The sequence below is a fragment of the Aeromonas sp. QDB11 genome (assembly GCF_027705265.1).
GTDB classification, from domain to species: domain Bacteria; phylum Pseudomonadota; class Gammaproteobacteria; order Enterobacterales; family Aeromonadaceae; genus Aeromonas; species Aeromonas allosaccharophila.
The window spans coordinates 1-12,750 of sequence record NZ_JAPDBM010000057.1 but is presented as its reverse complement, the minus strand read 5'-3'; the positions used below and the strand labels follow the sequence as shown (position 1 = coordinate 12,750).

10 protein-coding genes are annotated in these 12,750 nt (G+C 48.1%); all 10 read left to right on the top strand.

Translation table 11 applies throughout. The features are described from left to right. The first annotated feature begins 367 nt into the window (after positions 1 to 367). Positions 368 to 1,669: a tyrosine-type recombinase/integrase gene (locus tag OKC40_RS17045; protein ID WP_270796126.1), complete on the top strand. Its 1,302-nt coding sequence runs from the start codon at positions 368 to 370 to the stop codon at positions 1,667 to 1,669. Positions 1,670 to 2,174: 505 nt separating this feature from the next. Then, on the top strand, positions 2,175 to 2,384 hold the full coding sequence (locus OKC40_RS17040; RefSeq protein WP_270796125.1) for a helix-turn-helix transcriptional regulator: 210 nt from the start codon (positions 2,175 to 2,177) through the stop codon (positions 2,382 to 2,384). 33 nt (positions 2,385 to 2,417) lie between these two features. Beyond that, positions 2,418 to 3,824 carry a YfjI family protein gene (locus tag OKC40_RS17035; protein ID WP_270796124.1) on the top strand — a complete coding sequence of 469 codons (1,407 nt, stop codon included), beginning with the start codon at positions 2,418 to 2,420 and terminating at the stop codon, positions 3,822 to 3,824. A 589-nt stretch (positions 3,825 to 4,413) separates the two neighbouring features. Beyond that, positions 4,414 to 5,082 (top strand): inovirus Gp2 family protein, encoded by a 669-nt coding sequence (locus OKC40_RS17030; protein WP_182936049.1) that lies wholly within the window; start codon positions 4,414 to 4,416, stop codon positions 5,080 to 5,082. 463 nt (positions 5,083 to 5,545) lie between these two features. Continuing rightward, positions 5,546 to 6,472: a hypothetical protein gene (locus OKC40_RS17025; protein ID WP_270796120.1), complete on the top strand. Its 927-nt coding sequence runs from the start codon at positions 5,546 to 5,548 to the stop codon at positions 6,470 to 6,472. 130 nt (positions 6,473 to 6,602) lie between these two features. Then, on the top strand, positions 6,603 to 6,932 hold the full coding sequence (locus OKC40_RS17020) for a hypothetical protein (RefSeq protein ID WP_197971239.1): 330 nt from the start codon (positions 6,603 to 6,605) through the stop codon (positions 6,930 to 6,932). Further along, positions 6,929 to 8,965 (top strand): hypothetical protein, encoded by a 2,037-nt coding sequence (locus tag OKC40_RS17015; protein WP_270796117.1) that lies wholly within the window; start codon positions 6,929 to 6,931, stop codon positions 8,963 to 8,965. Before OKC40_RS17020 ends, OKC40_RS17015 begins: the two co-directional genes overlap by 4 nt. A gap of 191 nt (positions 8,966 to 9,156) precedes the next feature. Beyond that, a complete protein-coding gene (locus OKC40_RS17010; RefSeq protein WP_270796116.1) occupies positions 9,157 to 10,545 on the top strand; it encodes an AAA family ATPase in 1,389 nt (462 codons plus the stop codon). Then, positions 10,529 to 11,314 (top strand): retron system putative HNH endonuclease, encoded by a 786-nt coding sequence (locus tag OKC40_RS17005; protein WP_182936053.1) that lies wholly within the window; start codon positions 10,529 to 10,531, stop codon positions 11,312 to 11,314. The genes OKC40_RS17010 and OKC40_RS17005 overlap by 17 nt, the downstream gene beginning before the upstream one ends. A 104-nt stretch (positions 11,315 to 11,418) precedes the next feature. Continuing rightward, positions 11,419 to 12,657 carry a hypothetical protein gene (locus tag OKC40_RS17000; protein ID WP_270796112.1) on the top strand — a complete coding sequence of 413 codons (1,239 nt, stop codon included), beginning with the start codon at positions 11,419 to 11,421 and terminating at the stop codon, positions 12,655 to 12,657. The last annotated feature ends 93 nt before the right edge of the window (positions 12,658 to 12,750 follow it).

Genomic DNA, 12,750 nt, shown 5'->3' with positions numbered 1-12,750 from the left:
ATCTTGCAGACAATCGCGATGTAGGCATCTAAAAAGACACATGGGCGGGGCTTAAAAAGCAAAGACGGGGCATGGAATATAATTTAGCAAAACAATGGGTTAGCTTCACTACGAAGCTAACCCATTGTTTTATATGGTGCCGATAAGGGGAATCGAACTCCTGACCTTCGCATTACGAATGCGATGTCTTTATGTTTCCAGATATCTGATATGTGAGCATTTTATTGTTTTTTTCATTTATAAAACAGTTGGTTATGTATATGTGCGACGTTGATGATTGTTGATGGATGTAGATGTGTATTGCCCGCATTTACTTACATCAGCCGTTACATTATGGTCATAGTAGAGTTCCTACAGGAGTCTAACAATGCCCATCACAAGACAAAAACTAACCGTCGAGCGGATTAGAAAACATTCTTTGCCCGGAGGGAAAACACAAGCCTTTCTCTGGGATTCAGATGTGACATCTCTTGCGTGTCGTGTAACGAAAGGGACAAAAGCTTACACTTTTCAAAGCGTCTTCGCTGGCAAGACACTTCGGATGACAATTGGCAACATAAATGATTGGAGAATCGATGAAGCTCGTGTTGAAGCTCGGCGACTTCAGACTCTTATCGATATGGGAATAGACCCAAGGATTGCCAAGGCTGAAAAGATTGCAGAGGCGAAATCACAGCATGCCGAATCACGCAAAGTAAAAATCACTTTCTCCGATGCTTGGGAAGACTACATTAAAGAATTGAGAACAGGTGTAAGCGCTAAGACAAAACGCCCATACTCGCCACGCTATATAACCGATCACGTGAATCTTTCTCGACGTGGAGGTGATACAAAAAAAATAGGAATAGGACCTACCACATCTGGCCCACTTGCCTGTTTGCTCGAGATACCGCTATCAGAGCTTACGCCCGAAGTTATTGCTGCATGGTTAAATGTAGAAAGGCAATGTAGGCCTACAGTAACAGCGCACGCTTATCGCCTTCTTCGTGCATTTTTTAAATGGGCAAGTTATCAAGCGAAATATCATGGAGTCATTCAAAAAGATTTTTCACAGGATTACAACGTGAGAAAACTAGTGCCAGTTTCATCGAGTAAGGACGGCGATTGCCTCCAAAAGGAACAACTGAAAGACTGGTTTATGGCGGTGCGGAGACTTAGGAGTCCAGTAGTGTCAACATATCTTCAAGTGCTTTTACTTACAGGAGCTCGACGGGAGGAAATTGCATCATTGCGTTGGACTGATATTGACTTCAACTGGTCAAGCATGAAGATTAAGGACAAAATTGAAGGTGAACGTATTATTCCACTTACCCCTTATGTTTCAGAGATTCTTAGAGGGCTCGCAACAACCTTAAAAATTAGTACAGCTGAAGATAACTGGGTATTTGTTAGCAACAGTGCAAGTGGCAGACTTGTCGAGCCTCGCTCAGCACATAATCGTGCGTTAAATGACGCAAAATTACCGCATCTCAGCGTTCATGGGCTACGACGTAGTTTTGGAACTTTGGCTGAATGGATTGAGGCTCCAACTGGAGTGGTGGCTCAGATCATGGGTCACAAACCGAGTGCTCTTGTAGAGAAGCATTACCGCCGTCGTCCCCTAGACTTGTTGCGGCAGTGGCACGTGAAAATTGAAGATTGGATTTTGTCTCAAGCTAAAATTATCTAAAAAATGTGACGTTGATAAGTGTTGATTTTGTTATTTATCAATGATTTATGGTGAGGCTGGTGATATTGACAAGCAAGATTGCATGCGCGACTATGTCATCCAGACCTTGGCAAACCTTGAATGGGAGTAAAAGAAAAATGAATTGTGTTGAGCATTCATACGAAACTCTTAGGAGGCGATGGGGTGTAAAGCCAGCCAGGATGGCACCTGCTGAAAGAAACCGCAAATATCCTCAAGTAATTCGACCGCTGCTATCAAATTCAACACTGCGTGGCTTAGTCAAGCGTGTAATTTCGCACGTATTTCTGGTCAAAAATCGTTCGGCACGAGTCCACCATTGTCGAGTGGATAAATCCACCACCAATAACGCTTCGTCAGACTCAAGTGATGGAGGGCCCTCTGATCCTGATAGTATTTGGTTTAACTTACTCCACCCTATAGTTCCTTCATTATTAATTCATCTTGTCGCTATATTTGCATGCACCTCATATTTTGAGGTGGCAAAATGAGCGATATCATAGATTCTGATGTACTTGGCGATGTTAGATTGCTTTCCACAGAGCAATTGGCCAAACTATTATGTCGCAAACCTCAAACTATCAGGAAATGGTTATCTCAAGAAAACCTTCCTGATGGCCTCCCCATGCCGCTTAAAATTAATAGAAGAAATTTTTGGCGATATGAAGATATTCGTAATTTTTTATCGACTGTTTAATTTTTTAAATAAACATTTAAACTGAGGTTTGCAATGACAATACATATTGAAAATGAATTTCCTGTAAATGCATTTCCTGAGAAAGCAAGGAATGCTTTATACGAGTTAAGCAATATCTATAAAGCTCCAGTTGCATTGATTGGATCATCAATTATAGGTGCGATATCACTTGCATCACAAAACAAGGTTGATGTATGCAGATTAAATGGAATAAGGGGGCCGGTTTCCATCTCATTACTCATTGAAGCCGCCTCTGGCGAGAGAAAAAGTACGCTTGATAATGCTGTGATGAAGCCTTTTTATCAACTTGAAAATGAGTTTTTTGAAATATATCAGAAAGATTTTGTGACATATAATGTTGAAATGGAAATATATAATTCTGAGAAAAAGAGAATACTGGCTAGCATTCGCCGAGATGGCAAATCAGTGAATTCAGAAAATGAGCTAAAAGCACTAATGTTAACCATGCCTGTGAAACCAACGAGATATCGGCTCATATTTAATGATGCAACTCCTGCCGCATTAAAAGATTACCTTTGTGGAGAATGGCGAGCAATTGGATTAATGTCTGATGAAGCCGGCAGTATATTTAACGGACATGCTTTTAAAGAGTTGCCATTTATTAATAAATTATGGGATGGTGCGGATATTTCTGTTGATAGGAAAAATGAACCGGAGGCTTTAATTAAAAATGCAAGATTAACAATTTCTCTAATGGTGCAACCTAAAACATTTAAGAGCTTTCTTGAACGTAAAGGAGAATTAGCAAAAGATCTTGGTGTTTTTGCAAGGTTTTTTATTTGCAGCCCAAAATCGACACAGGGGACTAGGCAGATTCACAATCCCATTGTATCAAGTGAACACTTACCAATTTTTCATCGTAGATTAATGGAGCTTGCTCGAGAAAGTATTAATGTACGTGGGGAAAATGATAGAATTTGTTTGCGTTTTTCACCTGAGGCACAAGAGCGTTGGATAACCTTCTACAATCAGGCTGAAAATCAAATAGGAGTTTTGGGTCACCTACATGATGTTAAAGACTACATTTCTAAGCTATCTGATAATCTGGCTAGGTTAGCTGCATTGCTTCACCATTTTAATGGTGGTGGAGGAGATATTCCTCTAAGCATATTAGAAAATGCAATCTCAATTACGTGTTGGTATGGGGATGAATATATAAGAATGTTTGGAAAAAACCAAGGCATTTCACAATCTGAAATTGATGCTAATGAGCTTCACTCTTGGATTATTGAATATTGTAAATCGAAGAACGTTCCTTATATTAGAAAGCAAACGCTTTTTCACTATGGGCCGAATCGTCTTAGAGAGGCGGAGAAACTAAATGAAATTCTTAATTTGCTGCTTTCTCAAGGTAGAATTCGAGGATGGATGGTTAGTAAAAAACACTTTATTCAACCAATTGAGAATTTTAATTTCTGATCAATAGCATTAGTACAAATCCCTCCTTTTAAGGGAGGTCGTGCGTAGCGTCAGAGGGTGAGAGGTTGGAAGGATGGCTCACACCAGAGTAATCTTGCTCCAGTCAGACTGGCCTAAGTACGGCAGCTTTGGTTAAAAAGCGAACTTAGGGTGGAGTGAAAATGGGGACATTAGATAAGGCTAATTTCTGGCAGTTAATGGATTTTAATTTTTATTCCATTGCGTCTGCAATCCTTTATCTGCCTGGGGTACAGAGAATGCGATTTTAATGTGAACTATTGTTTGATGTCGGCAATAGTAATATATGTCTAAACACATGGCACTTACCTATGCCACAAGCATAGGTGGGGTTATGCCATGCAACTGAATAGGCTCAGGATAAGTCAGTCTGAGGATATACAAGTGAATGCTTGTAGGGGGCAGCATCAGCCACATTCCATGGTGGATGCACCCTGTCTAATGCATCAAGAAAGAATATCAATTCTGATGTCAGTGCTTTGCGATGCGTATCAGGTCGCTATCACGGACGTTATGTTTCCATGAACATTGAGTTGATTCAAAATCAACTACACCATCTGAGGAGATGACTATGCCATTGACGCTGGATGAGTACATGCTGCGTGCTAAGGGATTTTATAAAAAGGCCGACTACAAGTTCAACCGAGACAACATGGAGAAAATACTCTCCGTATCTAATAATGCGATGGAATGCCACTCGAGAGTATTGGCTTTTCGAGTTGATCTCCACTTTCCCAAAATGGCTTTCTGGGCGATGCTCTTTGCTGAACGACCAGATTATGGTGGTGTTGCAATTAAGGTATTTGTTGAGGAGCTTAACAAGCTCATCGGAAAAGATATCGTTAATCGAAGGTTGAATGGCAAAAGGGTGCACCCCACAACAATCCGTTACATCTGGGCAAGGGAGCAAACTGCTGATGCTGCACATCCTCACTTTCACATGATGATATTTTTGAATAGAGATACGTATTTTAAATTAGGTAGGTTTGACTCTTCTGAAATGAACCTTGCCAATAAAGTACGTATGGCGTGGTTCAGAGTGCTGCTTGATGAAGATGTGACGCCATCGTTTTGTATAGAAAAGGGCTTGGTGCATTTCCCAAAAAATCCGGAGTATCATTTTGGGAGGGGTGATGAAGAGCAATTCTACATGATGCTAATGAGAGCCGCCTATCTGGCAAAGCAGGATACGAAACGTCGTGGAGAGGGATATAGGTGTTTTGATGGGAGTAATAATTAAGTCGTTGAGGACCATAGGTTATGGTACCGAGTCTCCATGCAGGCATCATATCTGGTAAGCTAGCCGGAGCTTGTTGTAATCCCTTCAGGAGTAACGCCATGGTAGCCTATTCCCCTCCATTTGCCCTGACCCATGCCATGTTGAGCCGGGAGAACCGGAACTGCACCATCCAAGCATCGCTGGCCATAGGACGGTAGTGACATAGTGAATATAACTATCTGATTAGCCTGTGTAATTCCTTTACAATGTACAACGCTTATTGAACAATGGAACACGTAAAAGTTTAAGTCCCAATCCTATATTGGGCCCAAGGGTGCTTTTGGTAAAGGCTTAGCCACTGAACTGATAAGGTCGTTTATGAAGAACACATCTGTTGATTTGGTTTCATGCCGAGGCTTTGCTCGACGCCGGATTGCTTGTTTTTTGCGCAGCGGCAGCGCATCAGTCTAGGACTAGGCCACTGATGTTCACCACCAAGTTTGGGCCATTCAATGGATCTACCTGGGAGGGCCTGTGTCAGCAGGTCTTCAAGAGAAAGTACCAGGCTGAGTGTTATCAGCAGATGCCGGCTTCCCCCGGAGATTTTGGCATCGAGGGCTATACCTCAGTCACAGGCTGGGCATTCCAGTGCTATTGCCCGGAGAAACATTACGAGCGCACTGAGCTGTACGAGAATCAGCGCGACAAAATCACCGTAGATCTCCGAAAGCTAAAGGATAACGTGACCGATCTTCAGGCGCGACTGGGGAGTACGAAGATTTGTCGCTGGGTGTTCGTCACTCCTGAAGTTGACAGGAACGCGCTTCTAAAACATGCGAAGTCCAAAGAGGCCGAGGTACGGGGGTGGAACTTACCAATCCTGTCGGACGACTTCATGGTGTTGCTCCATGATGGCGATCACTACTTGGTCGAAATCAATGAAGTCCGCGCAGCCGCAGGGGAAGCGTTGGTCTTCGATGAGGCCGCTCCAGCCCTCACAGCTCTTACTGGTGAGCAAGAGCAGTACGAGCAGAACGTCTATCGTAAGTCGGAACATCGACTCGAAGAAAAAGCGCAGAAGCCGGACTTTCAAGCGCGGGTTCAGCAGCTTAGCCAGCGCACCATTGAGCAATTCCTTGAGGCCGATGGATTCTTTCGGCGTATCGCATCAGCATCGCCGATTACATATGTAAAACTCATTCGCCTCATCAATGAGTACGAGCAGTATGTCATAGAGACTTCTGCTACCTGGTCTGGCACAGCGGAAGAGCTGACAGTTCAAGTTCGAGATGGGTTGGCAAAGTTAGTGTCCGAAGACCTCGCACCTGAGTTTGACAAGACCAATGCCATGAAGGTGGCTCGTTACATGACTGCTCGATGGCTGGCAGTTTGCGAGTTGGACTATGGCTAAGATAGAGGGTGGGAACCAGCTTCGCTTTGAGCGGCGGCCATCACCAGTCCTAGCTGAGCACAGACCTATGTACAAGATTGGGCTGGTTCTGCTCATCCTGTACTTGGCGTCGCGCGGAGGGAAGTCAAGCTTGCCACGTCTGCAACTGTTCAACTGGGCGATGAAGTCGGACCCGCGGCAGAAACAGTTACTCCTTGCTGTTGGCGAAAAGGTTCTGCAGGTTCCCGCTTGGGGGTTCGACCCGGCACTGGCTATTGCGGTACGACTTGCTATTGCGGAAGGCTTGATTGTTGAAAACTCCACCGGCTACGAGATTTCGACGGCTGGCCAGTTCTTCGCCACAGAAATTCTAAAAGACACCGATTTGTTCGGGCGCGAGCGTTCGTTTTTGTCTGCCATCGGAAAAGGGCTGACAGAGGGAATGGTTGAAGCAACCGCCAGCGGCTGGGAGGTAAAGTGATCATTCGCGGTGTAAGGCTTAGAGCAACAACCAATGAAGGGGAATATGGGTTTCGTTTCAACTTTGCGCGAACCCTGACTATCGTTCGGGCCAAGAATTCGAGCGGAAAGAGCACGCTATTTAACAGTTTGCTCTACGGCCTCGGTATGGAAGAACTCGTTGGGGGTAAGAACGAGAAGGCCCTGCCGTACGCTCTCAAAGAGCACATCGAGCACGATGGACGCCGAATTTTGGTCACGGCTTCGGAGGTGTTGCTTGAAATCGAGAGTCGCTCGGGAGAAGTGGTAACCCTTCGTCGTGCTATCCGGGATGCGGTAAGGGACCCGAAGCTCATAGAGGTGTTCACGGGAGCTCATGTGACTGAACACCAGATTCTCGGAAAAGCCCGTCCCACCTATGTACACGATGGCGGCGGGGCTAAACGCCCTGAGGGGTTTCATCGGTTCCTTGAATCCTTCCTGGGGCTGAACTTACCAAGAGTGCCGACCACGAACAGTGGAGAGACTAAGCTCTACCTGCAGGCGGTCTTTGCGGCTTTGGCAGTTGAGCAAAAGCGCGGATGGACGGACTATATCGCCAACATTCCCTTCTACGGCATTAGGGACGCGCGGACCAAGGTGGTCGAGTTCCTACTGGGTCTTGGTGTATTTGAGACGAACGCCGCCCGCAATAGGCTCAATGCCGAATCGGTTGAGATTGACGCTGACTGGCGCAAGGTGCTCGAAGAGCTACGACGAGAGGCTAATCCTCTTGGCGCTGTAATCGACGGGGCATCATCCACCCCGTCTGCGCTCTTCAAAGAGAGCGAGGCAAGCATCAGAAAGCTGGCCGGAAGCTCGTCTGTGTCCTTGACCGAGCACATCAGCCAGTTGCGTGCTGAGTATGCGGACTTGCAAAGGCAAGCCGAGCAGTATCACAAGGTATCGGGGACTGAGGCAATTCATAGCGTCACGGTAGCGATGGACGAACTGCAGGGACTTAGTGTGTTGCATGAACGTGCAATGGCCCTCAACGCTGAGCGGCGGGTGTCCCAGAAAGACTACGAAAAACTACTCGCAGAGGCCAACGAAGACCTAGAGCGGAACAAGACGGCAGCGAAACTCCGTGACCTCGGTGCAAAGCACGATGTGGCCACTGCAGCTAGCAAGTGCCCTACGTGCAATCAGCCGGTGGATGACACGCTCTTGGCTGGGGCAGTGACCGGCCCCCAAATGAATTTGGCAACGAATATTGCCTATCTAGAGAGTCAGCGCCGCATGCTCATACGTCAGATTGCTGGCTTGAAGGCTGGCCTGCAGGCGACTGAAGTTCGAGTCAACGAGCTAGCATATCGTATTGCCAGTAAGCGCGACCTACTGAGAGCGATGCGCAGTGACGTGACGTCCGGAGCATTTGAGTCGAAGGCCATTGTGCGCCGGCAGGTTCAGATTGAAATCGAGGTGGAGGCACTTGAGAGGCTCCAGGCAAAGGCTACGGAGCTATTTGCACGGCTTGGACTTATTGCGGTGCGCATGAGCGCCAACCAGGCCGCAAGACGAGGTATGCCGAAGGAGGTCTACAGTGCGGCAGACATCGAGCGCATTAATCACTTCCAGTTGAACTTCAGGGCTAATGCAGGATCATTTGGCTACGAAAGTGCTCCGATTCGCGAGGTTGAAATTGGTAAGGACACGCTGGTTCCATGTCTCGCGCAGATGGAACTGCGAGAGATTCGTACCGACATTAAATCGGACTCGAGCGCTAGCGATTTTGTTAGACTCATTTGGAGTTATCTGCTCGCCCTGCATCAGACATCGGCTACGCTAACGTCTCCGGGTCATCACCCCGGACTGTTGATGTTTGACGAGCCGGGGCAGCATTCAATGGCGGTCGATAGCCAGCATGCGCTCCTCAAGCAGTTGGCTAGCGAAACAAACCTACAGAGCATCGTCGCAGCCTCTTTCGATGAGGCAGAGGAGGTGTTCCGCCAAGCCACACAAGGCATCAAGTACACTCTCATCGAATGGGACGGCAAGCTTTTGCGGCCACAATGAAAATATTGAGCAATTTCAGTTGCTTATTGGTAGTGCCAATATCAGCTATGACATGACTGATTTGCTTGTTCGAGCTGTTTCTGCCGAGGCATCGTTGTAATGAGAAGGCTTGATGCGTACACGTTCGATCCTAGAGCAGCACTGATAGGTCTGTTTTGTTTTGGGCAAACGACAGAGCAAGTAGTGAGGAAATGAGTGGTGTCAAAAGAGAAGCAAAAATTGGAGCAAGCAGAGTGAATAACAGCGTAAAACCAGCGCAGCCAAACATTAATTTGCATGGTATGTCGCTAACCAATTTTCGGCGTTTTTCCACCCTCAACATCGATTTTCATCCCAATATGACCGTTTTAGTGGCGCCTAATGGCTCTGGGAAATCGACCATTCTCGATGCGATAGCTGTCGCAGTCAGCCCCTTTGTGGCAGCGTTTGACTTTGGTAAAGGGCGTGGGATTGCCAAATCGGATGCGCGTTATCGTAGGCAGGAGCAGGTACTCAGCAGTGAGCAAATGTTCCCGGTAGAAATCACCGCGAGCTTCAATGAGCCAGTGTGCGGTATCAAACGGACATTAACCGGGATCAACAACAAAACGACCATCAAAGACGCTAGTGAGTTGTCTACTTATGGTGATCAGCTCATGCAGCAAGTGCGTGACTTGGACGAGGTCATCCTGCCGGTGGTGGCCTACTATGGCACGGGGCGCTTGTGGCAAGAGCACAAAAACATGGAGCGTAAATCCGTCCTGAGCGTGAGTCGGACTATGGGTTATGAGGATTGCCTGACCACGGCATCTAATTACAAACAATTGCAGCAGTGGTTCACCAAGGCAACCTATGCCGAGTTACAACAGCAGCAGATGGCAGATGTTTATCAGGGCTACTCCCTCAAAGAGCAGCTCCAAAGCATTCAGGTAGCTGTTGAAACGGTATTGCAGCCATCTTCCGGCTGGCGGTACTTCCATTACAGTCTCTCCCACGAAGAACTGGCTATGACTCATCCAGAGCAAGGGGTCTTGCCCGTGAGCCTATTGAGTGATGGGGTTCGGGCGATGGTCTCGCTAGTGGCCGATCTCGCTTGGCGCTGCAGCAAACTCAACCCGCAATCTGGGGCATGTGCATCAAAGGAAACGCCGGGATTGGTGCTAATCGATGAAGTGGATATGTTTCTTCACCCCGCCTGGCAGCAGAAGGTGCTGGCCTCGTTACGGGATGCATTCCCCAAGATCCAATTTATTGTTACCACTCATAGCCCACAGGTGGTCAGTACTGCACCGACGGACAGTATTCGAGTCATATATGAGGACCAGGTTTATAACGCACCTCAGGGGACTCAAGGAGCTGAATCATCGCGAATTTTGAAGCGGGTTTTTGGGGTCGATCCACGCCCACAATCTGACCCAATGGCAACCCTACTTGCCGAGTATTTGGATCTGGTTTATGCAGATAATTGGGATGCCCCTGAGGCCCTTTCCATGCGGCAAGCTCTCGATGCCCACTTTGGTAATGAAGAACCTGCACTGACCGAGGCGGATCTCTATATCGAAAACAAGCTGTGGGAGCAGAGTCTTGAAGAGGATCAGTAAATCGCTCCCTCCCAATGTTCTGACGGCATTTGCTGCCTCGAACCCTGTCGCGACTTGGGAACATGATTTTCGTAACCATAAGGGCAGCCAAGATTACAAATCCCTGCGCCAGTTGATGCTCAGTGATCAAGGTGGTTTGTGTGGCTATTGCGAGAGCAAGGTAGTGGGTCTTCCTGCGCACAAGCAGCGGGTTGAACACTTTCACGACAAATCGGATCGAGCCAATGTTGCGATCCATAACTGGGGCTTGGATTGGCAAAATATCTTTGCTGTTTGTATCGGTGGCAATGATGCCGATCAATCTGCTCACCCACTGCCGGAGAACTTAAGCTGCGATTCACACAAGAACCACTTAAAAGATGAGCTGGATACTGTACCGGAAGGGCATCTGCTTAATCCGCTGACAATGCCACACACACCTTGCCTATTTACGCTGGATAAGCGCACAGGGGAACTCAAACCTGATGCAACAGCTTGCACTCAAGTAAATATTGCCGATAACCACTTTGCCACAGTCCAAGAACTGGTGGATAACACCATAAGGGTGCTAAATCTTAACTGCCCAAGATTAACTGACCAGCGTCAACTAGTGCTAAGGGCTTATAATCGTGCGCTCCGAATCGCCCAAGACAAAAACATTCAGCGCCCACACGCGAGATTAGCCGAGCAGTGGTTTAGCCTCACTTGGCCCGAATTTTTTACCACCAGACGTCTGCTGTTGGGTGGACATGCCGAGCAGTACCTGACTACTAGCAATTACAACGGATAATTTGAGGTGTTCTGACAAGATCGGACAGTCTCGGATCAAGCAGCCCTGTTCAGCCGTACACCGGGAATGCAGGCAGAGGTTATTCAGGTTCCAGAATAATGGACATGCGAAATCTAATCCCATTCGCCATCAAGACCGAGACCGGTGCGATTGTATCGGTCGATGATGTCGAGCGCGGACTTGCCGCAGGGTGTCACTGCCCGAGCTGCGAAGGACGACTGGTGGCCAGAAAGGGGGAGCACAAGCGCCACTGCTTCGCGCATTTCAGCGACAGCAAGGAGGAATGCCTTTACGCCTTTGAAACCAGCGTGCGGTTGATGCTGCTCTCCAAGCTGGAAAGTGTAGTTAAGCTCAACACACCCGCCCATTACACCCAGGTTGATGGCTCCAAGGAGCTGGTCGCCAAGGCCCATGCCGATATAGCCGTTCAATTTGCTCCGCAAGCAGAGACCCATGGTGTCCCGGCAGGGCTCTTTCAGTTGATGTCGCGGCCAGACTTCCACCTTGCCTTACACTTTCCAGCCGCTCACGAACCGGTAGGGTTGTACCCGCTGTGGCTTGGGGGGTTCATCGCCAAACACCCCAAAACAGGAGTTCTGGCTGTGCGTTATAGCCAGTTCGGCGACCGGATGTTCGATAAGTCCCGCCCGGCAGTAATGGACACTACGACTTTGATGCTAACGATTCTGAGCGAAACGCCCAACTGTCTGCATTGGCTCTATCACCCAGGCGAGGAGAAGGTGCTGATCGATCTGGAGCAGCTGGCCGAACAGCGACGGCAAGAGGCAGAGGAGAAAGCCCGGCAGCAGCAACTAAAACAAGAGCAACTGGAAGAAGCGCGGCGGCAGTATGAGGAGAAGCAAAGGATGCAACGCGAGCACCAGGCGGCGATCACGGCTCAGATGAGGCAGGCGGAACAGGAACGTACCGCCCAGAGAGCGCGGGACTCTGCCGCACGGGCAGCACAAGACAGCGACAAGGCCAGCAATGGGGGGCAGTACCCGCGATCTGCACCGACTGCGTGCCGTAATTGCCAACTACAGCACCAGCGCCTTGATGCCGACGGCTACTGCTATCGCGAGGTTTGCATCAGATCTCGTGCGAAACGAGCATCAAAAGCAGAAAAGGCAGAAGCGTCTACACGGTATTCCTACGCCAGCATGCGAGGTGGCGCAAATGCAAGCAGCACTCCCCAGCAGCAGGCCAACCTCGCTGCCAGTCTGCAACCCATGAGCGACACTCAACGCCACTGGTTCTCCCCTATCAAGCTGGGTTCCTGTCCTCACTGCGGGGGAGATAGAGGCAACGGCCCGAATGGCTGGTGGTGTGAGAAGTGTAAATAATCCTTTGAATGAATCGCCCTAAATAGCTGTTCCGAATAGTAGATCACCGGAGGAAGGGAACTCAGTCCAGTTTGTGCGATCTGATTAGTCGCT

Excerpts from the sequence above, each read along its gene's own strand:
- OKC40_RS17010 (WP_270796116.1), top strand. The coding sequence starts at position 9,157 with ATGAGTGGTGTCAAAAGAGAAGCAAAAATTGGAGCAAGCAGAGTGAAT.
- OKC40_RS17025 (WP_270796120.1), top strand. The coding sequence starts at position 5,546 with ATGTTCACCACCAAGTTTGGGCCATTCAATGGATCTACCTGGGAGGGC.
- OKC40_RS17030 (WP_182936049.1), top strand. The coding sequence starts at position 4,414 with ATGCCATTGACGCTGGATGAGTACATGCTGCGTGCTAAGGGATTTTAT.
- OKC40_RS17000 (WP_270796112.1), top strand. The coding sequence starts at position 11,419 with ATGCGAAATCTAATCCCATTCGCCATCAAGACCGAGACCGGTGCGATT.
- OKC40_RS17045 (WP_270796126.1), top strand. The coding sequence starts at position 368 with ATGCCCATCACAAGACAAAAACTAACCGTCGAGCGGATTAGAAAACAT.
- OKC40_RS17035 (WP_270796124.1), top strand. The coding sequence starts at position 2,418 with ATGACAATACATATTGAAAATGAATTTCCTGTAAATGCATTTCCTGAG.
- OKC40_RS17040 (WP_270796125.1), top strand. The coding sequence starts at position 2,175 with ATGAGCGATATCATAGATTCTGATGTACTTGGCGATGTTAGATTGCTT.